Origin of the sequence: Rhodococcus sp. NPDC003318, assembly GCF_042879035.1 — a bacterium.
Taxonomy (GTDB): domain Bacteria; phylum Actinomycetota; class Actinomycetes; order Mycobacteriales; family Mycobacteriaceae; genus Rhodococcus_G.
Genome location: NZ_JBIAOU010000001.1, coordinates 719,540 through 744,205 on the forward strand (window position 1 = coordinate 719,540; position 24,666 = coordinate 744,205).

The 24,666-nt window shown below is 69.3% G+C and carries 24 protein-coding genes; 8 read left to right on the forward strand and 16 right to left on the reverse strand.

Annotated features, from left to right (window positions below):
• Nucleotides 1–3: 3 nt before the first annotated feature.
• The 8 genes from ACFYVR_RS03165 to rimP form a co-directional block, all read right to left on the reverse strand.
• The gene (locus ACFYVR_RS03165; protein WP_387469502.1) at nt 4–1,362 is read right to left on the reverse strand and encodes an MATE family efflux transporter; all 1,359 of its coding nucleotides are present in this window, start codon (nt 1,360–1,362) and stop codon (nt 4–6) included.
• Nucleotides 1,355–2,353, reverse strand: a complete 999-nt coding sequence (locus tag ACFYVR_RS03170; protein ID WP_387469505.1) for a bifunctional oligoribonuclease/PAP phosphatase NrnA — start codon at nt 2,351–2,353, stop codon at nt 1,355–1,357. The genes ACFYVR_RS03165 and ACFYVR_RS03170 overlap by 8 nt, the downstream gene beginning before the upstream one ends.
• Before the next feature lie 9 nt (nt 2,354–2,362).
• Nucleotides 2,363–2,827: a 30S ribosome-binding factor RbfA gene (gene rbfA / locus ACFYVR_RS03175; protein ID WP_387469507.1), complete on the reverse strand. Its 465-nt coding sequence runs from the start codon at nt 2,825–2,827 to the stop codon at nt 2,363–2,365.
• 108 nt (nt 2,828–2,935) lie between these two features.
• A complete protein-coding gene (locus ACFYVR_RS03180) occupies nt 2,936–3,226 on the reverse strand; it encodes a DUF503 domain-containing protein (protein WP_387469509.1) in 291 nt (96 codons plus the stop codon).
• 74 nt (nt 3,227–3,300) lie between these two features.
• Nucleotides 3,301–6,141 carry a translation initiation factor IF-2 gene (infB, locus tag ACFYVR_RS03185; RefSeq protein ID WP_387469511.1) on the reverse strand — a complete coding sequence of 947 codons (2,841 nt, stop codon included), beginning with the start codon at nt 6,139–6,141 and terminating at the stop codon, nt 3,301–3,303.
• 183 nt (nt 6,142–6,324) lie between these two features.
• Nucleotides 6,325–6,669: a YlxR family protein gene (locus tag ACFYVR_RS03190; RefSeq protein WP_387469513.1), complete on the reverse strand. Its 345-nt coding sequence runs from the start codon at nt 6,667–6,669 to the stop codon at nt 6,325–6,327.
• Nucleotides 6,670–6,710: 41 nt separating this feature from the next.
• Entirely contained in the window at nt 6,711–7,733 is a 1,023-nt protein-coding gene (gene nusA, locus ACFYVR_RS03195; protein ID WP_387470324.1) for a transcription termination factor NusA, read from the reverse strand.
• A 16-nt stretch (nt 7,734–7,749) separates the two neighbouring features.
• Nucleotides 7,750–8,343: a ribosome maturation factor RimP gene (gene rimP / locus ACFYVR_RS03200; RefSeq protein WP_387469514.1), complete on the reverse strand. Its 594-nt coding sequence runs from the start codon at nt 8,341–8,343 to the stop codon at nt 7,750–7,752.
• A gap of 192 nt (nt 8,344–8,535) precedes the next feature.
• Here rimP and ACFYVR_RS03205 point away from each other — a divergent pair, with 192 nt between their 5' ends.
• Together ACFYVR_RS03205 and ACFYVR_RS03210 are read left to right on the forward strand one after the other, a co-directional pair.
• Nucleotides 8,536–9,078, forward strand: a complete 543-nt coding sequence (locus ACFYVR_RS03205) for a hypothetical protein (protein WP_387469516.1) — start codon at nt 8,536–8,538, stop codon at nt 9,076–9,078.
• Nucleotides 9,075–9,533, forward strand: a complete 459-nt coding sequence (locus ACFYVR_RS03210; RefSeq protein ID WP_387469518.1) for a ferritin-like domain-containing protein — start codon at nt 9,075–9,077, stop codon at nt 9,531–9,533. The genes ACFYVR_RS03205 and ACFYVR_RS03210 overlap by 4 nt, the downstream gene beginning before the upstream one ends.
• A gap of 66 nt (nt 9,534–9,599) precedes the next feature.
• Here ACFYVR_RS03210 and ACFYVR_RS03215 read toward each other — a convergent pair whose 3' ends face one another.
• Nucleotides 9,600–10,577 carry a helix-turn-helix domain-containing protein gene (locus tag ACFYVR_RS03215; RefSeq protein ID WP_387469520.1) on the reverse strand — a complete coding sequence of 326 codons (978 nt, stop codon included), beginning with the start codon at nt 10,575–10,577 and terminating at the stop codon, nt 9,600–9,602.
• A gap of 53 nt (nt 10,578–10,630) precedes the next feature.
• The gene (locus tag ACFYVR_RS03220) at nt 10,631–11,476 is read right to left on the reverse strand and encodes an alpha/beta hydrolase (protein WP_387469522.1); all 846 of its coding nucleotides are present in this window, start codon (nt 11,474–11,476) and stop codon (nt 10,631–10,633) included.
• Between the two features lie 439 nt (nt 11,477–11,915).
• Between ACFYVR_RS03220 and ACFYVR_RS03225 the strand changes: the two genes are divergently transcribed.
• Together ACFYVR_RS03225 and ACFYVR_RS03230 are read left to right on the forward strand one after the other, a co-directional pair.
• The gene (locus tag ACFYVR_RS03225) at nt 11,916–14,975 is read left to right on the forward strand and encodes a hypothetical protein (RefSeq protein WP_387469525.1); all 3,060 of its coding nucleotides are present in this window, start codon (nt 11,916–11,918) and stop codon (nt 14,973–14,975) included.
• 6 nt (nt 14,976–14,981) lie between these two features.
• Nucleotides 14,982–16,553 carry a hypothetical protein gene (locus tag ACFYVR_RS03230; protein ID WP_387469527.1) on the forward strand — a complete coding sequence of 524 codons (1,572 nt, stop codon included), beginning with the start codon at nt 14,982–14,984 and terminating at the stop codon, nt 16,551–16,553.
• Nucleotides 16,554–16,614: 61 nt separating this feature from the next.
• Here ACFYVR_RS03230 and ACFYVR_RS03235 read toward each other — a convergent pair whose 3' ends face one another.
• Together ACFYVR_RS03235 and ACFYVR_RS03240 are read right to left on the reverse strand one after the other, a co-directional pair.
• Nucleotides 16,615–17,814, reverse strand: a complete 1,200-nt coding sequence (locus ACFYVR_RS03235; protein WP_387469529.1) for an RtcB family protein — start codon at nt 17,812–17,814, stop codon at nt 16,615–16,617.
• Between the two features lie 112 nt (nt 17,815–17,926).
• A complete protein-coding gene (locus ACFYVR_RS03240) occupies nt 17,927–19,351 on the reverse strand; it encodes a DHA2 family efflux MFS transporter permease subunit (protein ID WP_387469531.1) in 1,425 nt (474 codons plus the stop codon).
• 105 nt (nt 19,352–19,456) lie between these two features.
• Here ACFYVR_RS03240 and ACFYVR_RS03245 point away from each other — a divergent pair, with 105 nt between their 5' ends.
• The 4 genes from ACFYVR_RS03245 (at nt 19,457) to ACFYVR_RS03260 (ending at nt 22,184) form a co-directional block, all read left to right on the forward strand.
• A complete protein-coding gene (locus tag ACFYVR_RS03245; RefSeq protein ID WP_387469534.1) occupies nt 19,457–20,089 on the forward strand; it encodes a TetR/AcrR family transcriptional regulator in 633 nt (210 codons plus the stop codon).
• Nucleotides 20,090–20,167: 78 nt separating this feature from the next.
• The gene (locus ACFYVR_RS03250) at nt 20,168–20,686 is read left to right on the forward strand and encodes a nuclear transport factor 2 family protein (RefSeq protein WP_387469536.1); all 519 of its coding nucleotides are present in this window, start codon (nt 20,168–20,170) and stop codon (nt 20,684–20,686) included.
• Entirely contained in the window at nt 20,683–21,525 is an 843-nt protein-coding gene (locus tag ACFYVR_RS03255; protein ID WP_387469538.1) for an SDR family NAD(P)-dependent oxidoreductase, read from the forward strand. The genes ACFYVR_RS03250 and ACFYVR_RS03255 overlap by 4 nt, the downstream gene beginning before the upstream one ends.
• 32 nt (nt 21,526–21,557) lie before the next feature.
• Nucleotides 21,558–22,184, forward strand: a complete 627-nt coding sequence (locus tag ACFYVR_RS03260) for an FHA domain-containing protein (protein WP_387469540.1) — start codon at nt 21,558–21,560, stop codon at nt 22,182–22,184.
• Nucleotides 22,185–22,188: 4 nt separating this feature from the next.
• On the opposite strand, the gene ACFYVR_RS03265 is transcribed toward ACFYVR_RS03260, so the two are convergent.
• From ACFYVR_RS03265 to ACFYVR_RS03280, 4 genes are all read right to left on the reverse strand, one after another.
• Nucleotides 22,189–23,124 (reverse strand): alpha/beta fold hydrolase, encoded by a 936-nt coding sequence (locus tag ACFYVR_RS03265; protein ID WP_387469542.1) that lies wholly within the window; start codon nt 23,122–23,124, stop codon nt 22,189–22,191.
• Nucleotides 23,125–23,238: 114 nt separating this feature from the next.
• Entirely contained in the window at nt 23,239–23,532 is a 294-nt protein-coding gene (locus ACFYVR_RS03270) for a hypothetical protein (RefSeq protein ID WP_387469544.1), read from the reverse strand.
• Between the two features lie 58 nt (nt 23,533–23,590).
• Nucleotides 23,591–23,989, reverse strand: a complete 399-nt coding sequence (locus ACFYVR_RS03275) for a hypothetical protein (protein WP_387469546.1) — start codon at nt 23,987–23,989, stop codon at nt 23,591–23,593.
• A gap of 188 nt (nt 23,990–24,177) precedes the next feature.
• Nucleotides 24,178–24,576 (reverse strand): hypothetical protein, encoded by a 399-nt coding sequence (locus tag ACFYVR_RS03280; RefSeq protein ID WP_387469548.1) that lies wholly within the window; start codon nt 24,574–24,576, stop codon nt 24,178–24,180.
• Nucleotides 24,577–24,666 lie beyond the last annotated feature (90 nt).

The following is a 24,666-nucleotide window of genomic DNA, read 5'->3' on the forward strand; positions in this document are numbered from 1 at the left end:
TCACTACCTTCCCACCTGGATGTCGGCGCCCGTCACGGCCCACCGACCCGAGCTCGTCCGCCACACGACGGTGAGCATTCTCAGCACCATGAAGACGGTCAGCCCCGACCAGATCCCGGCCAGGCCCCAGTCGTACGCCAGGGACAGCCAGATCAGGGGCAGGAACCCGACGATCGCGCAGCCGAGGGTCGCATTGCGCAGGAACGCCGCGTCCCCGGCTCCGAGCAGCACCCCGTCGAGGGCGAACACGACCCCCGCGACCGGCATGATCGCCACGAAGAACCACCAGATCACCCGCGTCTGGTCCTGCACCTCGGTGTCCGCGGTGAACAGCGTCGGAATCACGCCGTACCCGAGCGCGAACACCGCGCCGAGCGCCGCCGCGAACACGGTCGACCACCCTGTCAGGCGCCGGGCCAGGTCCTTCGCGGCCGGGGCGTTGCCGGCCCCGAGAGCCGCTCCGACCAGGGTCTGCGCCGCGATCGCCAGCGAATCCAACGTCAGCGCGACCAGGTTCCACAGTTGCAGCACCACCTGGTGAGCGGCGACCGCCGCGGCCCCGAAGCGGGACGCGACCGCCGCCGCCGACAGGAAGCACGCCTGGAACGCGAGGCTGCGCAGAATCAGGTCGCGGCCCAGCACCACCTGGGCCCGCATCACCGCGGCCCGCGGCCGCATCGGCACCCCGGACCGCACCAGCGCCGCCACGAAGCACGTGGCCGTCACCACCTGCCCCGCGACGTTCGCGACCGCCGACCCGGCCAGCTCCAGTCGCGGCGCCCCGAGCAGTCCGTGCACCAGCACCGGACACAGCAGCGCCGACAGCCCGAGTCCGGCCAGCACGAACCGCAGCGGCCGCAACGTGTTCTGCACACCGCGCATCCAGCCGTTGCCCGCCATCGCGATCAGAATCAGCGGTGCACCGAACACCGCGATCCGAAGCCACGACTCGGCCTCACGCGCGATGTCGTGACCTCCGGCGATCACCGACGTCACCGGACGCGCCAGCACCTGGACCGCGGCGACGAGCACGATTCCGATCGCGGCCGCGAGGAACGTGGCCTGCACACCCTCCTCGACCGCACCGCGCTCGTCCCCCGACCCGTGCAACCGGGATGCGCGGGCGGTCGTGCCGTACGACAGGAACGTCAGCTGGGTACTGACCTGGGCGAGAATCAGACCACCGACCGCGAGGCCGGCGAGAGCAAGCGCGTTCAGGTGACCGACGACGGCGATGTCGAACAGCAGGTACAGCGGTTCCGCAGCCAGGACGCCGAGCGCCGGGACGGCCAGTCCCAGGATGCGGCGGGTCGACGGACGGGAGTCGAGCGCCGCGGCGGCCCCGCCCAGCACCTCAGCCAACGGCCGCGAGCAGCTCGGCGACCACGGCGTCCGCCGCGCCGGTGGCGGTGTATCCCGATGCGAACCGGTGTCCCCCGCCGCCGAGCCGGCCGGCGATCGCGGACACGTCGACCGCCGATTTCGACCGCAACGAGACGGACCAGATTCCCGGTTCGTTCTCCTTGAACACGGACGCGACCTCGGCCTGCGCGGTCGTGCGCACGATGTCGATGACCGACTCGATCTCCTCGGCACCCATCCCGGCGGTGTCCTCGTACCGGACCAGCGCGTACACGAGGCCGAGCCCACCGACTGCGGCGGGCACCAACTGCGCCGACCCGAGTACCGACGAGAGCATCGGCAGCCATCCGAACGGGTGGGTGTCGAGCAGGCGGCGGGTGATGCCCGCGGAGTCGATGCCGGTGTCGATGAGTCGTTCGGCGAGCGCATGCGTGCCCGGCTGCACCCACCGGAACGACCCGGTGTCGGTGACCAGTCCGGCGAACAGGCAGTGTGCGAGGTCCCGGTCGATGTCCACGCCCCACAGGTCGAACAGGCGGGTCAGCACGGCCGCGGTCGCCTCGGCGGACTCGTCGATCAGATTGTGCCTGCCGTACCGGGTGTTCGAACGGTGGTGGTCGATGACCAGCGTCTCCCGCGCACGGTCGAGACGGTCACCGAGGCCGCCCAGCCTGCCGCGGCTGCCGCAGTCGACCGTCACCACCAGATCCACTTCGTCGGCCACCCGGTGTGCCGGGACGAGCAGGTCGACGCCCGGCAACGTGCGCATCGACTGCGGCAGCGTCTCGGGTTGCGCGAACGACACCTGGACCGGGACCCCCCGCCGATCCAGCGCGAGGGCCAGGGCCAGCCCGCTGCCGAGGGTGTCGGCATCCGGTTGGACATGACACAGCACCGTCACCGACGTGGCCTCGGACAGCAACGACACTGCGGTCGCCAGGTCGATGTCGCGTCCGGGCCCCTGGGCCGTGGTCTGGGCGGTCACGGTCATCGCCGAGCCCTAGTCGTCCTCGCCCGTACCGGCCGCGTCGTCCGCTCTCGGCTCCCGGTACGGGTCCTCCTCGCCGGCGTGCCTGGCACCCTCGCGGGCCTTGGCGACCTCGTCGTCGGCGGCCCGTGCCCGGGCGAGGAGTTCCTCCATGTGCCGGGCGGCGTCGGGGACGGTGTCCGCGACGAACGTCAACGTCGGGGTGAACCGGACACCGGTTCCCGCACCGACCTTCGACCGCAGCACGCCGGTGGCCTTCGCCAGTCCGGCGGCGGCACCCTCGTGGTCGGGTTCACTGCCGAGGTCCACGCCGCGCACGGTGTAGTAGACCGTCGCGTCGTGCAGGTCGGCGGTCACCTTCGCGTCGGTGATCGTGACGTAGTCGAGTCGCGGATCCTTGATCTCGTGGTCGATCGCCGACGCCACGATGGTCGCGATGCGCTTGGCGAGCTTGCGCGCCCGCGCCGGGTCTGCCATGACCGAAGTCCCTTCTCACACGACGGCCGGGGCCGTCACATCACGCGACGAGATCGTCGTCGCGTCGTCATCCAATCGTTGTACACCGAACCCCGGCGGGGCGGGTGGTCAGTCCTCGGGTCCGAACATCCTTCGGCGTGCGGCCAGCAACTGCAACTCGGGACGGGCCGCGACCGCGCGCTCGCAGGTGTCGAGTATCTCGTTCACATGGTTCACGTCGCTGCTCGCGACCGCGACCCCGATCTCGGTGCGGCGGTACACGTCGTGATCGCCCGTCTCGGCGACCGAGACCCCGTACCGGGCCAGGGCGGCGATGACCGGCCGGATCACCGAACGCTTCTCCTTGAGCGACCTCACGTCGCCCAGCAGGATGTCCAGCTCGAGGGCACCGAGGTACAACCAACCTCCCTTGTCGACACATCGGGTGTCCCGCGAGCCGGGCCGGCCCACGGGACACCCGATGCAACTGACTACTAGTCGCGCGGCTTCTCGCGCAGCTCGTACGCCTCGATCACGTCACCGACCTTGATGTCGCTGTACGTGACGGTCAGACCGCACTCGTAGCCCTCGCGCACCTCGGTGGCGTCGTCCTTCTCCCGCTTGAGCGAGGAGATGGTGATCGTCTCCGCCACGACGACGTTGTCACGCAGCAGGCGTGCCTTCGCGTTGCGACGGATGATGCCGGACGTGACGAGGCAACCCGCGATGTTGCCGACCTTGGACGAGCGGAACATCGCCCGGATCTCCGCCTTGCCGAGCGCGACCTCTTCGTAGATCGGCTTGAGCATGCCCTTGAGGGCCTTCTCGATCTCGTCGATCGCCTGGTAGATCACCGAGTAGTACCGGATGTCGACGCCCTCGCGGTTGGCGAGCTCGGTCGCCTTGCCCTCCGCGCGGACGTTGAAGCCGATGATGATCGCGTTCGACGCCGACGCCAGGTTGACGTTGGTCTCGGTGATACCACCGACACCGCGGTCGATGACCCGCAGCTGCACCTCGTCGTCGATCTCGATTCCGAGCAGCGCCTCTTCCAGGGCCTCCACGGTTCCGGAGTTGTCACCCTTGAGGATGAGGTTGAGCTCGTTGTGCTCCTTGAGCGCGGCATCGAGGTCCTCGAGGCTGATGCGCTTGCGGCTGCGGGCCGCGAGCGCGTTGCGCTTGCGGGCGTTGCGCCGGTCCGCGATCTGCCGGGCGATCCGGTCCTCGTCGACGACGAGCAGGTTGTCGCCTGCGCCGGGCACCGACGTGAAGCCGATGACCTGCACCGGACGCGACGGCAGCGCCTCGAGCACGTCCTCGCCGTGCTCGTCGACCATCCGCCGGACGCGGCCGTACGCGTCGCCCGCCACGATCGAGTCGCCGACCCGCAGGGTGCCGCGCTGGATGAGCACGGTCGCCACCGGGCCGCGGCCGCGGTCGAGGTGCGCCTCGATGGCGACACCCTGGGCGTCCATGTCCGGGTTGGCCCGCAGGTCGAGGGACGCGTCCGCGGTGAGCAGCACGGCCTCGAGCAGCTGGTCGATGTTGGTGCCCTGCTTCGCGGAGATGTCGACGAACATGGTGTCGCCGCCGTACTCCTCGGCGACGAGACCGTACTCGGTGAGCTGACCGCGGATCTTCGCCGGGTCGGCACCTTCCTTGTCGATCTTGTTCACCGCGACCACGATCGGCACGTCGGCCGCCTGGGCGTGGTTGATCGCCTCCACCGTCTGCGGCATGACACCGTCGTCGGCCGCGACCACGAGGATCGCGATGTCGGTGGCCTTCGCACCGCGGGCACGCATGGCGGTGAACGCCTCGTGACCCGGGGTGTCGATGAACGTCACCAGACGCTCGACGCCGTCCAGCTCGGTCAGCACCTGGTAGGCACCGATGTGCTGGGTGATGCCGCCGGCCTCGCCCTCGCGGACGTTGGCCTTGCGAATCGTGTCGAGCAGGCGGGTCTTGCCGTGGTCGACGTGACCCATGACGGTGACCACCGGCGGACGCTGTTCGAGGTCTTCCTCGCCACCTTCGTCCTCGCCGTAGGTGAGGTCGAACGACTCCAGCAGCTCGCGGTCCTCGTCCTCCGGGCTGACGACCTGGACGACGTAGTTCATCTCGCCGCCGAGCAGCTCGAGGGTCTCGTCGTTCACCGACTGGGTGGCCGTGACCATCTCGCCGAGGTTGAACAGCGCCTGGACCAGGGCCGACGGGTTCGCGTCGATCTTCTCCGCGAAGTCGGACAGGGAGGCACCGCGGGCGAGACGGATGGTCTCACCGTTGCCGCGGGGCAGCCGCACGCCGCCGACGGCGGGCGCCTGCATGGAGTCGTACTCTTGCCGCTTCTGCCGCTTCGACTTGCGGCCACGACGCGGGGCGCCACCGGGACGGCCGAACGCACCTGCCGCGGCACCGCGCTGGCCGGGACGGCCACCGCCGCCACCGGGACGACCACGGAATCCGCCCGCGGGAGCTCCACCGGGAGCACCTGCGCCGCCGGCACCGGGAGCGCCGCCGCCACCGCGGTATCCACCGCCGCCACCACCGGGACGACCACCCGGGCCGCCGGGACGACCGCCGCCGGGACGACCCGCGCCGGGAGCCGGGCGGGACGAGCGTGCGGGCATGGCACCCGGGTTCGGGCGAGGAGGCATCGAGCCGGGGCTCGGACGGGGTCCGCCCTGCCCGGGAGCGGGACGCGGACCGCCGGGGCCTGCCGCGGGACGCGGAGCACCCGGAACCGGACGCGGACCGGCCTGGCCGGGACCCGGACCACCGGGGCGCGGCGCGCCGGGCGCGGGACGCGGTGCCGGGCGCTCGGCCGGAGCGGACGAGTACGGGTTGTTGCCGACACGCGGCGCCTTCGGGCCGGGCTTGGGTCCGGGCGCTGCGGGACGCGGTGCCGGAGCCGCGGGGGCGGCACTGGCTGCGGGGGCCGCCGGAGCCGGCGCCGCCGGCTTGGGTCCGGGGGTGGCCGGCTTCGGGGCGGCCGGTCGCGGTGCGGGTGCCGGAGCCGCGGGGGCCGCCGCGGCCGGGGCCGCCGGAGCGGCCGGAGCCGCCGGGGCCGGAGCGGGTGCGGCCGGCCTCGGGCCGGGACGGGGACCGCCGGGCTTGGCGGTGGAGGCCGGCTTCACGGCCTCCGAACGGCCGGCCGATGCCGACTCGCCCTTGGCCGACGGGAAGGATTCCCGCAGCCGTCGTGCGACCGGCGCCTCCACGGTGGAGGACGCCGACTTCACGAATTCGCCCTGCTCCTTGAGCCGAGCGAGAAGTTCCTTACTGGTGACACCGAGTTCCTTGGCCAACTCGTGCACGCGGGCCTTGCCTGCCACTGCTCTCCTCTACTGAGAGGTCGAGCGGCTGACGTGCCCGCACGACCTCGGGTTAACTCCGATGGACGATCATCGTTGGTGCTTCACGGTGTGCTCATGAGTGTGTTTGCCTGACTCTTCTCGAGAGATTGCCTGTGTTCCCGGATACTGCCTGTCGGGTAGTGCCCTGTTCGAGTACCGGGTTCACGAGGTACTGCTCTGTTGTGGATGCGGTCGGATCGTGAGATCGGAATCGATCACGCGATCCAGTGCCGCCGTGTCCAGGCTTCCGGACACTCGCAGCGCTCTGCCGAACGCTCGACGCTTCTCCGCCTGACCCAGACATCCCCGGTCGGGATGCAACCACGCACCACGCCCCGAGAGCCTGCGTCCGGGATCGGGAACCACCACCCAGCCCTCCGGCTGGGTCTGTCGTGCCACGACCCTCAGCAGATCGGCGGCCGGCGCAGGTTTCCGACAACCGATACACGTCCGCACCGGGTGACCGGGGCGAAGGCGTGCGTCTGCCGGGAACTCATGCCGAGCCATTGACCACTCTACCGCTGTTGTCCACCGAACCGCGCATGCCGTCACTGAACGCGCGTCGAGGACGGCCCCGCAGGCGCTCCGGAGTCGGGAGCGGCGTCACTGCGGATGTCGATCCGCCACCCCGTCAGCCGGGCAGCCAACCGGGCATTTTGCCCCTCCTTGCCGATGGCCAGCGACAACTGGAAATCGGGCACGACCACGCGCGCGGCACGCGCCTCCGCGTCGACGACTGTGACAGAGACCACCTTCGACGGCGACAGGGCGTTGCCGACGAACTTGGCCGGGTTCTCGTCGAAGTCGATGATGTCGATCTTCTCCCCGGCGAGTTCGCTCATCACGTTGCGCACGCGCTGGCCCATCGGGCCGATGCACGCACCCTTCGCGTTCAGGCCCTGCACACGCGACGCCACGGCGATCTTGGACCGGTGGCCGGCTTCCCGGGCGACGGCGACGATCTCGACGGCGCCGTCGGCGATCTCCGGCACCTCGAGCGCGAACAGCTTCCGGACCAGGTTCGGATGGGTCCGCGACAACGTGATCTGCGGCCCCCGCTGCCCGCGGGTGACGCCGACGACGTAGCACTTGATCCGCTCGCCGTGCTCGTACACCTCGCCGGGCACCTGCTCCGCGGCGGGAAGGATGCCCTCGGCCCCGGTCGCCTCGCTGCCGATCCGCACCACGACCACGCCGCGGGCGTTGGCCCGGGTGTCGCGCTGGATGACGCCGCCGACGATCTCGCCCTCGTGGGTGGAGAACTCGCCGAAGCTCTTCTCGTGCTCGGCGTCACGCAGGCGCTGCAGGATGACCTGACGTGCGGTCGTCGCGGCGATCCGCCCGAAGCCCTCGGGGGTGTCGTCCCACTCCTCGCCGACGATGTTGCCGTCGACGTCGACCTCGTGCGCCATCACCCGCACGAGACCGCTCTTGGTGTCGACGTCGATCCGCGCGTGCTGCTGATGGCCCTCGGTGTGGCGGTACGCGGTCAGGAGCGCGGTGCGGATGGTGTCGATGATCGTCTCGACCGAGATGCCCTTGTCGTCCTCGATCGCCCGCAGCGCCGACATTTCGATATGCACTTGTCTATCCCTCCGCCTGAATTTCGGAATCTGTTTCGTCGAGGCCTGTTTCGCCGAGATCCGTCTCGACGGGTTCGCCGGGCACGACTCGTCCCTCGGCGACCCCACCCGCCAACTCGAGCTCCCGCGCATTGGGTGGCGAGAACTCCACCTGCACGACGGCCTTCACGACCTCATCGAGCACGATCTCGCGCAGCACCGGCCCACCCTTGGCCGGGACGACGAGCGCCACGACACCGTCGCCGAGCTCCCCGACCCGGCCGAACACCTGCTCGCCCGGGAGGTCGACGCGCACCTTGCGGCCGCGCGAACGACGCCAGTGCCGCGGTTCGGTGAGGGGACGATCGACACCGGGCGAGGTCACCTCGAGGGTGTACGGGGTTTCCCCGAACTCGGTCGCGGCGTCCAGCACCTCGGAGATCAGCCGGCTCAGCTCGGCGACCGCGTCCAGCCCGAGTCCGGAGTCGCTGTCGACCACGATCCGGACCACGCTCCGGCTGCCCGCCTGCGAGACCGTCACATCCTCCAGGTCGTATCCCTGGCTCTGGATGAGATCGGAGAGGAGCTCGACCACCCTCTCCCTCGACGGAACCGGCATCAGTGGAACTCCTCGTTCAGTTGTGGTCGGATCACAAGCGGGTCGGCCACGACGACAGAGCTCTCGCTCGGCGCGGGACGCGAAGACATAGAATAACGCGCATTCGACGCCTCGGTGACCACCTCGATCACCGGGCGGGGACGCGCACCCTCTTGCCACGTCCGTCGACCGGCACCTGACAAGATGGGCGCCGTGCCCGCAGCTCCCATCCTCTCGCCACCGCCCGGCGCCGTCCGACCACCGTCCGCACGCTCTCCGCTGTCCCGGCGCACCGCGCTCAAATGGGGCGCCGCGGCTCTCGGGGTCGCGACCGCCGCCACCGCGACGGGATGCGCCGGCACCGACGACGACCAGCCCGCGGAGCCGGATCCGTTGCGGACCGCACTCGACGCCGCGCAGCGGGACGCCGCGGCCGCCGCAGCCGCATCCGCGCTGGCGCCGGAGCGCGCCGCGGCCCTGTCGGTGATCGCCGTGGAACGGACCGCGCACGCCGACGCCCTGTCCGCCGAGATCGCCCGGGCCGCCGGGCAGGATCCGTCGACCACCTCCACGACCGCGGCCGCCACGACCACCGCGCCCGTCACTCCGCCGACGATCGACGAACTGCGGACCATGCTTGCCCGATCCCAGCGTGGCGCAGCGGACCTCGCGCGCAGGGTGGACGGCCACCGGGCCGGGCTGCTCGGCTCGATCAGCGCGGCCGTCGCCGCCGAGCAGGCGGTGATGCTGCTGTGACGTCCCCGACGACGACATCGACCCTCGGCCCCGAACAGCAGGCGCTGGTCGACGCCCTGCGCGCCGAGCACGCCGCGGTGTTCGCGTACGGCATCGTGGCGGCGTTCTCGAATCCGACCCGCTCCGCGCAGATCAGCGCCGACACCGCCGCGCACCGGGCCCGCCGCGACGCGACGATCGACGCACTCGGCGCGGCGGACGTCGTGGCCCCGGGCGCCGAAGCCGGCTACACCCTGCCGTTCCCGGTGACCGATCCGACGACCGCGATCCAGTTGGCGGTCGCGGTCGAATCCGACACCGCGACCGCGTGGCGGTCGGTGATCGAACGCGCCCGGTCCGAACCGGTCCGCGCGAGCGCCGTCGACGCACTCACCGAATCCGCCATCCGCGCCGCCAACTGGCGGGCCGTCCTCGGGGTCACTCCCCCGACCGTCGCATTCCCGGGACAGCCCTGACGCGCCCGCGCCCGCCTCGCCAGGCCTCGGGCCCGGCGATCATGCACTTCCGCACACTCGCATTCGTCAGGGACGCCCCAGCCTCCGCAGAACGAGTGCGAGCTGGAGCCTCGTCCGACCCGGTTGGCTCCGCAGTGACCCCCAGCCGACGAGCGACTCGGCGTGAGTGAGCCGAGTCTGCATCGTCGAATGGTGCACGTGCAGCGATCGCGCCGCCTCCCTGAGGCTGTCGGCGGACGCGACGGCGTCGAGCGTGGCCAGCATCCACGGCGCGGCCGTCGCAGCCTGATCGAGGGTCCGGACGTCGGGAATCCTCTCCTTCTCCGCGTCCGCCGCGCGGATCAGGATCGTCAGCGCCCCGAGATCGTCGGCACGGACGATTCTGGGGCCGGGATCGGCCGAGGTACCCTCCGCCGTGATCCGCAGGGCGAGTCGGGCTGCTTCCACCGAGGCAGGCAGGTCCCTGGCGTCGACCATCGTTCCGATGCCGGCACGGATACCGGGGTCGATCGTGGCCCCTTCCGGCAGTACCTGCGCGGGTGCGCCCGCCGCCAGTACGACGCAGGCTCGTCCGGAAAGCCCGATCCGACGGGCGATGCGGACCCGGTCCGCTTCCGGCGCCGCGGCATCGAGCAGAAGCTCGATCGAGGCAGGGTCGCACCGGCCGGTTGTCCCGCGCGTCCGGGCGAGGACACCACGAGCAGCGCCGGCGGCGCGTTCGAGGATGACGGCATGGACGGTGCCGGGCGGCCCCGGATGCTCGAGCCACATTCGGGCACCCTCCGCGGTGACCTCCGCCGACGGCCATGTCGGCTGGGGTTCTTCGGCAGGCGATTCCGCGAGCCCGCTGGACAGGGCTCGCACGACCATCCCCCGAGGAGAATCGACGAGCCTGACGGGACACTCGGCGAGTGCAGCGGCCGTTCGGACGATCGAGTGCAGACCGGCTCCGGACTCGAGCAGCGAGTCGAAATGGCGAATCACCGCAACCGCTGCTCCGGCTTCCGGATCGAGCGCCGCGACCTTGAGAGCAAGTACTTCCACGTCACCATCTTCCGGCTGTGGCGTGCCGATGCAACAGCGAAGCGAGTGTGGACTCAGGACTCCAACCGTCGACGAAGCCACTGCAACCGGGCAGCTCGGGTTTCCCGTGAGATCTGGGCATGGGGCGCAAATCCGTAGTACCCGTGATAACCACCGGGCCAGACATGAAGCTCCGCGACCCCGCCCGCGGCCCAGATCGCACTGGCGTACGCGACGTCCTCGTCACGGAAGGTCTCCGCAGATCCGACGTCGATGAATGCAGGTGGCAGTCCGGACAGATCCGTGGCTCGAATCGGTGCGGCATACGGAGAGACGTCCCCGCTGCCGCGCTGGTCACCCAGAAGCGCCGTCCATCCGGTCTCGTTGCAGGTGCGATCCCATATCCCGATCCCGTCGATCTGCTGTGCCGAAACGGTGTTGTTGCGATCGTCGAGCATCGGGCACATGAGCATCTGACCCGCCAACGCGGGACCGTGACGATCACGCGACAGCAGCGCGAGGGCGGCGGCGAGTCCGCCACCTGCGCTGTGGCCGGCCACGATGATGCGTGCCGGGTCGATGTTCAGCTCAGCCGCATGCTCCGCGGTCCAGACCAGTCCTGCGTAGCAATCCTCGACAGGACCGGGGTGGGGAGTTTCCGGCGCCAACCGGTACTCCACCGATACGACGACCAAGCCGAATTCCTCGGCCCAGTCAAGCATTTCGAGCATTCCCTGACGGTTGTTGCCGCTGACCATCCCTCCGCCGTGAATCAGGAAGAATCCCGGCGCAGGCCCGGCAAGCCCGGCGGGAGTGCAGATCAACAGGGACAGATCGGGTGCACCGGTCGGGCCGGGCACGACACGTTCCTCGACGTCGAAGGCACCGTCCCTGCGCAAATCGTCGTCCGAGAGCTTCATGGCGAGACGCTCACCCCTGCTCCTCAAGACGTGAAGCTGATCCAGAGTCACAGCCACCGGCACCTGCCCCTCCATCGCGGCAAGCACAGCTGCACATTCCGCATCGAAGGGCGGGGGCGGCCCCACGACGGCTACCGCGGGAGCGGTGGACGGTTGCACTGTCACGAAGACCTCCACATATGAGAACCGGATCGTCAGTCCAGCTTGCCGGAGTCGGGCTACCGACGTGGCCGCCGCATGGCGGACGTCGTCAACCATCCGGCGGCCTCACACGGTCGGGTCCGCGCCTTGTCGGCAGGGTGCGCCGACCGTCCCGGCCCTTCAGGAATCCCATACCACGGCGTGCCCGTGGTGCCACAATCGGCACAGAACAGACCGAGGAGCCTGCACCGAGTCCCGGAAGTGGGAAGGGAATTCCATGGCTACTGATCCTGATGCTGTGATTCGGGCACTCGGCGAGGTGGGGGTGGATTTCAGCGTTCCCAGAGCAGACCTCGTCGATTGGCTGGGCGACCCGGACTTCACCCCGTTTCCCGCTCTGGCGGCTGCCCTGCTGAGGTTGCTCAATGGCAGGGCTCTGCGGCTGCCGGTGTTCATTGACGTGATCGTGTTCAACTATGAGCACTCGCAGGGAAATCCGTCTCCGCGTCGGCTCGAAGATGTCGACTTCACGGTCCTGGAAGCCGCGGTGATCGAAGGTTTCAACAACCGTCACGGAGAGCAGAACACCGACTTCGATTCGTTGTTGAGGCCACTGGATCATGGGGGGCAACCGTCTCCTGCGCCATCAGGGCCGTCAGAGCCGTCAGAGCCGTCAGGGCCGTCAGGGCCGTCAGGGCCGTCAGGGCCGTCAGGGCCGGGAACTCCGGACATCGTGCTGGAGCACTCGGCGCGTGAACTGTACAAGGCCACACTGGTACCCCTCGACGCAGTTGACGCACCGCACGGCGGCGGACCGGATGTCCTCGCCAAAGCCGTGTCGATTCGCACATTGGGACTGACACCGGGCGAAGTCGATGCAGTACGGAGTCACCTCGAAGCCACTGCCGGTGACGTCGCCGAAGACGACCGCCCCCGAATCAGTGCTCGAACGCTGGCCACGCTGAGCGCATTCGAGGAGCCACCGGTTCCGCTGCTCGAGCCGGCGGCATCGGAGGTCGCCACGATCCCCGCGAGTGAACTCACGGCCTTTGCCGAGGGATTGGCACGCCTGCGCGGCGGGCAACTCGAAACGCACCTGCGCCGGAACGAAGGTGCAGACCAGGTCGGGCGCGCGGCGATCCAACTCAACTCCGCGCTGGTGGCGGCGCACACCCTTGCCCGAGCCGACAAGGCCGCACCGCTCGGCATGTTGAACCTCGAACGTATCGAGATGGCTCCCGCGGGCATCGAACGAGGCGAGTTGGTCGCCACCATTCCCCTCGCACCCGGAGAGCACACCGCGGTGACCTACAAGGAGTGGTCGGTCACCTCGAGAGAATTCACCAAGATCGTCACCGACGAACTCGACGAGGTCAGCGAGACCGGCGTCACCGACAACACCGACCTGTCCCAATCCACCTCCTCGCAGACGCAACACTCCAACCAGTTCAACATCACCGGAACCGTGCAAGGCGGAATCCCGATCATCTCGGGCTCGAGCACGACCGCCTTCAATGCCCAAGGCTCCGAATCGGATTCGGCGACCGTGAGCCGCAAACACGCCAAGTCACTCACACAGAAGGCCTCGTCGCGGTCTCGGCAGGAGCACAAGGTCACGATCGCGACGCGAACCGAAACCGGCTCGGAGCAGACATCGACGCGAACCCTGTCCAATCCGGGTCCCAATGCGATCCGTATCGACTACTTCAGCCTCATGCGGAAATGGCGGGTGCGCTTGTACCGGTACGGCCTTCGGATGACGTACGACGTCGTGGTTCCCGAGCCTGCCGCCGCCATGCGACGGGCCTACGCCCGTCTGGACCTGCTGCGCAGCCAGCAGGGCCCGTTCGTCTTCCCTCACTCGCCGTCCGACATCAGCACGGAAAAGGTCAACGCCGACGGAGCACCCGACCCGAACGGCACACCCCGATATCTGTGGCTCGCGGACAAGTACAAGGTCACTGTCCCCCCGTACCCCGCGCAACCGGCACCCGTCACAGCGGAGATGAACGGCGCCGGTAACGAATCCTGGCTGTACATAGCGCTCGAGTTCACCGTGCCGCAGGGAACTCGGATCGCCGAACTTCGAGTCACCGCCAACATCGGCCGGCACCCCAACGACGAGAACATTCACCTCAACTTGATAGGGACCGACGTCGTCATCCCGAGCGAACCCGGAGGCTCCATACACTTCGTCGACAGACTTGCACTGGCGCCGGACGGCTCGAATTTCCTTCTGAACCACACCGGTCAGCAGAAGGTGACGTTCCTCTTGGACAATTCCGCTGCGCCCTTTGTCCGCGTGAAGGCAATCCTCGCTCACGCGCCAGGCGTGGAGGAGACCTGGCGTGCCGACGTCTGGAATGCGATCTACGGCGCCGCGCAGACGGAGTACTTCGCCCGGCAACAACAGATCAGCGACGAGATCTCGGCACTCACCGAACGACTGTTCACCGTCGACACGCTCACCCTGCGCCGCGAAGAGAACGACGAGATCATGAAGTGCGTCCTGAGATTCGCTCTCGGCCGGGATTTCGAGTACATGCCCGCCGCAGTGCTCGACGCCCTGAAGGCGGCGGCCGCGGGTGACCTCGAGCACGGCATTGCCTTCGACAGCAATTCCCACGGCCTCAGTGCCGAACAGTGGACTGCGGTACGCCAACACGAGGACAAGATCCGCTTCGTCAACCAGGCCATCGAATGGGAGAACGTCGTCAGCTTCCTGTACTCGTACTTCTGGGATGTGCCACCCAGCTGGCCGTTCATCCGTGACCTCCGACACCCGGACGCGACACGGCAAGCCTTTCTGCGGGCCGGCGCCGCGCGCGTGGTACTCACCGTGCGAAAGGGGTGGGAGGCGCGCTGGATGCGTTTCGCCAGAGAAGGCGTGATCGACCCGACAACGCCGGATCCCCCGTACCTGTCCATCGCCAAGGAGATCGCCGCCTACGACGACCGCAACTATCCCGGCATCCCTCCCGCGAATCCCGCCAAACACGCCGCGCGTCTGCAGGACTCCGTCTACACGACCTCACACACCGATGCGTCACCCAGCGCGGAACCGGTCCAGATCGACGTGGAGGACAGCGACGGATTCGTGATCGGCTTGCCTGTCGTCATCGATGTCCACGACGAACGCGGCATCCAGGAGGCCGTACCTGTCGTGGCGATCCCGGACAGGACACACCTCACGGTCGCGAAGCTCAGCTTCGCGCACAACGGCGCGACGGCACCCTTTCCCGTACTGCAACAAGGTGAGAAGGGCGCGCTCATCGCCGAATGGAACGAATACACACCCAACTCCGGCACCGACATCGCGGTCACCACACATCCGCCGGCACCCGGTGGCGACGCCTGACCGCCCGTGGCGCCCACCGAACTGTTCGAACCGACGTCGCAGTCGATCGCACACAAGCGTCTCAAGTCGTCCAACCTTGCCAGCGCCGGCAAGGTCGGCATCTATCAGCTCGATGTCGACCTGTACGAGAGCCGCGTTGCGCTTCTCTCGCGACACGGTCCGCCGCTGCGCGGCTATCTGGACACCGATCTACCCGCCGGTGTCCACACCCTGACGGTCGACCAGCGTCAGCGCCGGTGGAACATCGCCGGTCCGGGGGTGAAACCCGGTCTCCGGTTCGTCGTCGACATCGAGGGCCCCGACCCGTTCGACCTGGAATACGAAAGCCCGCTGCGGCTCGTCGTGCATCCGGGCGCCAACCTGCCCGACGGCGGTGACTCCGTCACGGCCAATGCCGCCCGGATCGAGCAGGCCTGGAGTGAGAACAATCAGCCCTCGATATGGCAACAGCTGCTCGAGCTGAGCGACATCGCGCTCTACGACACCCTCGACGAATTGTGGACGCGCCACTGGGCAGGCCAGGTGATCCTGCACGCTCTGCTGCACAGTGCGCTCACCGTGCTGCAGGACCAGGACGACATCGAGCTCTACAACCGTGTGCTGCGCGCAGCCGAAAGCTTCGCTCACGCGTTCGCCGACACCTACGTCGACGCGTACTCGTCGTATCTGATCGCTCCCGAAAGCGTTGTTCCGGATCCCGCGAGGCTGCCACCGCTGTCAACCCTGCAGCTGTGCTTCACCTACGACAAGGAGGACCCTGTCCGCAGCATCGTGGTCTACGCCGACGACATCCTCGGCCCGACCCCGCCGGATCCGGTTCCACCCGCCTACGGCCAGATGGGGTTGCGCTACCCGCGGTGGCTGTCGCACACCACCACGCCGCGGATGCACAAGGCGAAGCAGGAGGCGCTCGAACACCTGGCCTGGCAGAACCTGATCTCGATCATCGAGCAGACGAAGGACGCGTACGAAACCATCTCGACCGCCTGGATGATCTACGGATTCGCCGGTCCCCTCGCCAATGCCGCCGCAGGAAAGTGGTTCGGCCCCAAGGGACGGCCGCAGGTCGACAGCACGGTCGGCGCCGCGATGCTTCGTCGGCCGCCGTGGAAGTGGCGTGGAATCCAGCCGGCGAAGGGCGGGCCAGGGTCGTGGGAGCCCGAGTTCGGGGCGGGCCGGGGGATGAACGCCGAGGACGCGTGGGCGCAGCTCGACCTCGCCGGGACTCCGCCGGGCTGGCAGTACAGCGTCGACGGCGTTCAATTCGAGAATCTCGTCGACGGCAAACTGATCGACGTGAAGAACTGGAAGCCGTGGGGCGCGGTTCTGCGCTCGCTCCGCGGAGTCTCCGGCCCGGAGATGATGGAAAGCAAGATCGTGCAGGCCGTCCAGCAGACGATCGTCGGTCAGCGTAGGGGCCATGTCGTCCAATGGATCGTCACCGACCGGGAGTCGGCACGCCTGGTGGAGGAGGCGCTGCGATTCCGCGCCATCTCACCGAGACACCTCGAGGTGGTTTACCGGGCCGCGCGCCCGATGCCCGCGGGCTGGGTGCCGCGCATCCCGATCCGACTCTGACCCGAGCGTCGGCGGTCCGTACTTCTCGCGTCGCCCAACCCGCGCCGACCGGGGTTCGTGGTCAGGTGCCCTTGACGTTGAGGATCTGCCGGAGTTCGTGGACGACGCGCACCAGGTCGCGGGCGTCGTCCATCACGACGTCGATCGGCTTGTACGCGTCGGGGATCTCGTCGATGAACTCGGCGCTGTCGCGGTACTCGATGCCGACCATACGGGCCCGCAGGTCGGCCTGGGTGTACCGCCGCTTGGCCTCGGTGCGGGAGAAACGGCGACCCGCGCCGTGCGGGGCGGAGCAGAGTCCGTCGGTGTTGCCGAGGCCCTCGACGACGTAGGAGTGGGTGCCCATCGATCCGGGGATCACGGCCCGGACCCCGGCGTGGGCGTCGACCGCACCCTTGCGGGTCAGCCACACCCGTTCACCGCCGTGGACCTCCTGCTGGGTGTAGTTGTGGTGGCAATTGATCCGGTCGGTCTCCCGATGGTCGGGGGTGCCCATCCAGCGCGCGAACACCGCACCGAACCGGTCCATCATCTCCGCCCGGTTCAGGTAGGCGAAGCGCTGAGCCCAGTGCAGGTCGGTGAGGTAGCGGTCGAACTCGGTGGTGCCCTCGGTCAGGTAGGCGAGGTCGCGGTTCGGCAGCGCGACGTGACGCTGTGCGCACGCCTGCTGCGCGATCCGGATGTGGTGCTGGGCGATCCGGTTGCCCACTCCCCGGCTCCCGCTGTGCAGGAACAGCCACACCCGGTCGGTCTCGTCGAGGCACAGTTCGATGAAATGGTTTCCGCCGCCGAGGGATCCGAGCTGACGGCGCCACTTCGGGGAGTGCGTCAGGTCCACGTCGCCGGTGGCGGCGAGCGCCTCGAGCTCGGCGATCCGCGGCGCGGTGAACGTCCAGCCGGCGGTGCCGCGGTTGTAGTTGCCGGGCGACAGCGGGATCACGTTCTCGATGCGGACGCGCAGTGTCGCGAGCCGGTGGCCGGTGGCCGTGATCCGGCGGTCGACGTCGTCCCGGGTGAATTCGGTGCGGACGGCGATCATGCCGCAGCCGATGTCGACACCGACGGCGGCGGGCATGACGGCTCCGCGGGTGGGGATGACGGTGCCGACGGCACTTCCCTTGCCGCTGTGGGCATCCGGCATCAGTGCGACGTGCGGGTGGATGAACGGCATCGCGGCGGTCTGCCGCGCCTGCGCGGCAGTGGACTCCTCGAGCTGGGACGCCCAGCTCAGCAGTGCGGGGCCCACCGTGGTCGGGGGCATGGCGGCATTCTCCTTCGATTCGGGGGACGCACCCGCTCGGCGGGGTGCACCTCGACCTTGGCACGGTCGAGGTGCACCCCGCACCCCCTTTTTTCGGGACGCACGTCCTGCTCTACGCGCGACTGCGGCCCGGCATCAGGAGGGCCGCGACGAGCGCGACACCCACGGACGCGGCGCCGACGAGCAGGGCCGGCTGCAGCGCGTCGGCGTAGCCGGTCGGGGTGAGGGCGCCGCCGGCGGCGATGAACACCGCAGTGAGGATCGCGACTCCGAGCGCGACACCGATCTCGCGGATCGTGGAGTTCACCGAGCTGGCGGTGGCGTGGTCCACCTCGGGCATGTCGGCGAGCACGGCGGTGGCGTTGGGGGCGAACGTCAGGCCCATGCCGATTCCGGCGAGGGCGAGTGCGGGCACCATCGCCGGGTAGGCCGTCCCGACCTCGAACAGGGTGGACATCCAGATCAGCGACGCCGCCTGCATCGCGAGTCCGGACACGAGCAACGCCCGGAGACCGACCCTCGGCGCGAGCAGTCCCGCGATGGGCGCCACGATCATCGGCGCCGCGGTCCACGGCAGGGTGCGCAGCCCGGCCTGCAGCGGCGAGTACCCCATCACGATCTGCAGGTACTGCGAGAGCAGGAACACCGAGCCCATCATGCCGAGGGTGAACGCCAGACCGATCACGTTGGCGACGGCGAAGCTGCGCGACCGGAACATCCGCATCGGCATCACCGGGCTCGGTATACGCAGTTCGCGAATCACGAACGCCGCCAACAGGACAGCACCGACGATCAGCGCTCCGAGCACCTGAACCGAGGTCCAGCCGTCGTCGTTGCCGTGGACGATGCCCCACACCCCGAGGAAGACGCCGGCGCCGGCGAGCGCGACCCCGAGGAGGTCGAGGGGTTGCCTGCGGCCGCGGGACTCGGCGAGGGCGTACAGCGCCAGCGGAATCGCGATCACCGCCACCGGGACGTTGATCCAGAAGATCGCCTGCCAGGAGAACCCGTCGACCACGGCACCGCCGATCACCGGACCGAGGGCCACACCGATGCCCGACACGCCACCCCAGATGCCGATCGCGAGGGCCCGCTTGGAGGCGGGAACCGCGCCGGCGAGCAGGGTCAGGGACAGCGGCATGACGGCGGCGGCGCCGACGCCCTGCACGGCCCGCGACGCGATGAGCACGCCCGCCGTGGTCGACAGCGCGGACGCGATCGAGGCTGCCGCGAAAAGTGCTGTCCCCCAGACGAACACGCGGCGTCGCCCGAGTAGGTCGCCGAGACCGGCCGCGGCGAGCATCAGGGTGGCGAAGGAGAGCGTGTAGGCGTTGAGGAACCATTGGAGCTGGCCGACGGAGGCGCCGAGGTCGGCCTGCACGACAGGCAGCGCGCTGGTCATCACCAGGTTGTCGAGTGTCGCCATGAACATCGGCAGTGACGCGGCGAAGATCGCCAGCCACAGCGGGACGCGTCGCGCCGCGGCGCTGCCGGGTGACGCTCCGGAGGGCACGTGCAGATCGGTGGTCGTGGTCATCACTTCTCTCCTCGAACGGAGTTTCCAGTGGACTGAGAATTTGTAAGCATCAAATGATTACTTAGCTGCCGGCAACGCTAAGTTATCGAGTGATAACCTGTCAACATGTCTGCGACGACCGATTCCCCCCGTGCCACCAGAATGAGCGCCGCGGACCGACGCGAGCTGGTCCTCGAGGCGGCCGCGACGGCGTTCGCACGCGGCGGCTGGAGCGGGACCAGCACCGACGCAGTCGCCCGCGAGGCCGGGGTGTCCCAGCCGTACGTGGTGCGCATGTTCGGGACGAAGGCCGAACTGTTCCGCGAGGTGTTCGCCCGGGCCCTGGCCCGGATCGTGGACGCATTCGAGGCCGAACTGGACAGGATCGAGGCGGAAACCGATCCCCCCTCACCGGACAGCGAGGAGTACTGGGCGCGGCTCGGCGGCGCCTACGGCGAGCTCGTCTCCGACGGCGACATGCTGCTGGTGATGATGCACGGCTTCACCGCAGGCGGCACGCCGGAGATCGGCGCCCAGGCCCGCGCCGCGATGGCGCAGATCTACACGCTGATCCGCACCCGCACCGGCTGCACCCCCGAGAAGGCCCGCGAATTCATCGCCAGCGGCATGCTGCTCAACGTCCTGCTCGCGATGCGCGCGCCCGTACACGTCACCGAGGAGCCCGCGCTGGCGGAACTGTGCGAGTGCACCCTCGGCGAGGCGCTGCACGCGGCCCTCGGCGTCACCGACCAGCGCTGAGCGGCCGCGAGCACGGACCCGGACCGCTGAGCGGGAGAACCACTCCCGTGTGACGGCCGACACTCTAGGGTCGAGGTCGTGACGGACACCAGGGACACCGATCTCGCGACACGGATCGAGACGCTCGAGCAGATCGAGGCGATCAAGGCGCTCAAGCACCGCTACTGGCGGGCCTGCGACGCCAAGGACCCGACGACGTTCCGTGCCTGCTTCGTTCGGCGCGGCGCCAGCATCGACTACGGCCGGCTCGGGGCCTTCGAGGACGCCGATCCGATGGCCGAGATCTTCACCCGCGTCGCCCTCCACACGGTCGACGGCAGGCACGTCGTCTACGACATGCACCACGGCATGCACCCGGAGATCACCGTGACCGGTCCCGGCACCGCAACCGGCCGCTGGACGTTGCGGTTCCGCCAGGTCAACCTCCTCGACAACACCGAGAAGCTGATGACCGGCGAGTACGACGACGAGTACGTGCTCGAAGACGGCGCGTGGAGGATGTCGAAGTGCCACTTCACCGAGACGTGGGCGATGATCCGTCCCCTGCCGGAGGGCACCACCGTCACCTCCGGCGCATTCGTGGGGGTGACACGATGAGCGCGGACCGGCGCATCGCACTGGTCACCGGCGCGAGCCGCAGCGTCGGCAAGGGCATCGCCCTCGCGCTCGGGTCGGACGGCTGGACCGTGTACGTGACCGCGCGCGGCGAGGTCGGTACCGACGGCCCCCTGGACCGCACCGCCGCGGAGGTGACCGAGCGGGGCGGCGAGGGCATCGCCGTGCAGTGCGACCACAGCGACGACACGCAGATCGAGAAGCTGTTCGCCCGCATCGCCGACGACCGGGACGGCAGGCTGGACCTGCTCGTCAACAACGTGTGGGCCGGTCCGTCCGACGGATACGCCGGTTTCTCGCAGCCGTTCTGGAAGCGACCCGTCAGCGACTGGGACGCCCTGATCGGACTCGGGCTGCGGGCACACTACGTCGCGAGCGTCGAAGCGGCTCGCCTGATGGTCCCCCGCGGCTCCGGGATCATCGCCAACATCTCCTCCTTCGGCACCCGCGGTTACCTGCACTCGGTCCTGTACGGCATGTCGAAGGCCGGCCTCGACAAGATGGCCGCCGACATGGCGGTCGAACTGAAGGGCACCGGTGTGACCGCACTGAGCTTGTGGCCGGGACTCGTCCGCAACGAACGCATGATCGCCAGCGGCATGAAGAGCTTCGAAGGGTTCTCCCTCGCCGAGGCCGAGACCCCGGAGTTCATCGGCCGAGTGATCGTGGCGCTGGCGACCGACCCGGGTGTCGGCGAGCGCAGCGGACGCACCGTGATCACCGCCGAGACCGCGCTCGAGTACGGGGTCGTCGACGTCGACGGCGGTCAGCCGGTGTCGCACCGGGCCGCGTTCGGCGGTGGCGCGGTCTTCGGTCCCTAGCGCGGTCGCTGTCGACGGGGGACGATGAACCGATGACGACGGACGACGCCCTTCCTGCGCGGCTGACGTCTTCGGACGGCCGGGGCGGTCAGCGGCGGTGGGAGTTGCGCCCCGAGCATCCGCGCGTCACCGTCGGCCGGTCCACCGAATCGGAACTCTCCCTCCCCGACGACGACGAGGTGTCCCGGCTGCACGCCGTCCTCGAGTACGTCGGCGGGCACTGGACGATCGTCGACGACGGACTGTCACGCAACGGGACCTTCGTCAACGGCGACCGGCTCACCGGCCGTCGGCGACTCCGTCCCGGCGACAGCGTCCGGGTCGGTGGCACCGCGCTGGTGTTCCAGGAGTTCGGCGGCGGCCCGGAGGACGCGACGATGGTCGCCGGATCGACACCGAACGTCCGGGCTCTCACCGACACCCAGCGGTCGGTGCTGATCGCGCTGTGCCGGCCGTACAAGCACGGCGTTGCGTTCGCCAATCCCGCGTCCAATCAGCAGATCGCGGCGGAACTGTTCCTCACCGTCGACACCGTGAAGGCCCACCTGCGAACCCTGTTCGGCAAGTTCGGCGTCGAGGAACTGCCGCAGAACCAGAAGCGCGTCGCGCTCGCCGAACGCGCCCTGCACAGCGGACTCGTCACGGGCCACGACCTCTGACCGGTCACACGGCCGGCGCGAGGACACCGCCGGACCGCACCCGGGCGACGAGACCGTCGATCGCCGCGGCGACCTCCGGCGCACGTTCGAGGATCACCGAATGGCCGGCGCCACGGATACGCACGAGTTCCGCGCCGGGCAACCGGGCCGCGAGCGCCTCGGAATGCGCGAGGGGTGTCAGCACGTCCGCAGTCCCGCACACCACGACCGCGGGAATTCCGGCCAGTGCGGAGACCGTCGCCGACTCGTCGAAGTCGACGAAGGACTTCAGGAAGCTCGACACGGTCACGATCGACGTCTGTCCCGCCATCGCGGCCGTGATCGCCACGACCCTCGGGTCGACACTGCGGCCTCGGGTCCCCGCGACCCGGACCGCCGCGGCCCCGACCGCGCATCCGACCCGCTTGGAACCTGCCGTGGCCCGCGGCGCCCAACGGGCCGCGGTGTGGAACACGGACACCGCCGGGCTGCGCAGCAGGCGCCCGAGCCCGGCATCGGCCAGTCCGTTCGCGGCGGTCGCGATCAACGCGATGCCCGCGAGCCGGGTGCGGACGAGCTCCGGCTGCTGCCGAACCCAGGCCAACGCCGCCATCCCTCCCATCGAGTGTCCGACGACCACCACCGGCCCCACCGGCACGACGGCCGCCACCACGGTGGCGAGATCTCGGCCCAGTTGGTCGATCGTGTAGGAGCTCGCCGGCGCCCGACCGGAGTCACCGTGACCGCGATGGTCGTAGAACACCATGCGCACCCGGGTGTTCCACGCCGCCTCCAACTGGTCGCGCAGCAGGTCCCAGGACTCGGACCGCATGCAGTGACCGTGGAGGAAGACCGCGGTGACCGCGGCATCGGCGGGCCCGTACTCGCAGACCGCGATCGGCACGCCGTCGTCGGCGACGACGGTGGTGCGTCGGACGTGTCCTGCAACGGTGTTCGACATGTCGTTGCTCCCTCCGCCGGTCCACGAGTACGGGCACTGGATGTATCGCCTCCAGAGGAGCGTTCCTTACAGGCGCTTCCTCACCACGGTCGTTTCCTCACCACGGTGGCTTCCTCAGCGCGCCGGCAGCGGGACGGCGGTGCCGAGGTCGATGCCCCCGAGGTTCACACCGCCCGGGCCGGCCGAGACACCCCCGGCCCCGATCGGGCCGACGTTGACCCCGCCGAGGACGACGCCACCCCCACCGCCCTGTGGCGAGGGCAATGCCCCCGGGGCCACGGCGGCGGCACCCGGCGCGGGTTGCTCGGCTGCGGGCTCGGTCGCCGACGCGGCTGCCGCGACGGACGTCAGCACGAAGGCGGTCGCAGCGACTGCGGTGAGCGTGCCGCGAATGGTGGAGATGATCATGGTCTGTCCTCTGGGTCGGGGTTCAGGGGTCGGGGGTCGCGGGGCGGGGGGCGGGGGGTCAGCAGAAGGGCCAGTAGGCGGGGCAGTCCTTGACCTCGGTGGTCGTGGTGTTGCCGCTGCCGTTGTTGCTGTCGTTGGTGGAGTTGTCGGTGCCACCGTTGGCGCTGCCGCCGTTGGAGTTCGCGTCACCGCTGTTGCCACCGGCACCGCCCGCACCACCGTTGCCGACGTTCTGACCGCTGTTGTTGCCGTCACCGATGTTCACCCCGCCGATGACCACACCGCCGTTGTTGCCTCCCGCGCCACCCGCGCCGCCGGCACCACCCGGGCCCGTGGTCGCCGGACCGCCGTTCGCCGTGCCCCCGTTCGCGTCGGCGGCCGCGATACCGGCGCCACCGGCGATTGCGAAGGCGGCGATCGCCGCGGTGGCCAGAACTCGCTTGATGCTGTGCGCCATGGTGTTTCTCCTGATTTCTTCTGATGGGTTGGTCGTGCTCGGTAACTACAAGACTCCGCTCGAACGCTCTGCGTCGATAGGCACCCAAGGTGGCGACTCACACCCACCCCGCGCGGCACCCTGCCGACGAGGACGGCCCCGTGCCCGGCACTCGAAGTGCCGGACACGGGGCCGTCGTCCAGGGGTTCTCAGCAGAAGAACCAGACGATTCCGCAGTTCTCCTCGGTTGTCGTGGTGGTGTTACCGCTGTTGTTTCCGCTGTTGTTGGTGGAGTTGTCGGTGCCACCGTTGGCGCTGCCGCCGTTGGAGTTCGCGTTGCCGCTGTTGCCACCGGCACCGCCCGCACCACCGTTGCCGACGTTCTGACCGCTGTTGTTGCCGTCACCGATGTTCACCCCGCCGATGACCACACCGCCGTTGTTGCCTCCCGCGCCACCCGCGCCGCCGGCACCACCCGGGCCCGTGGTCGCCGGACCGCCGTTCGCCGTGCCCCCGTTCGCGTCGGCGGCCGCGATACCGGCGCCACCGGCGATTGCGAAGGCGGCGATCGCCGCGGTGGCCAGAACTCGCTTGATGCTGTGCGCCATGGTGTTTCTCCCTCGAGGTGATGGTGAGCGGGTCGGTCCTGCTCTGTGCCATCAACACTCCGCCACCGAGGCCTCCCCCGACAGGCACCC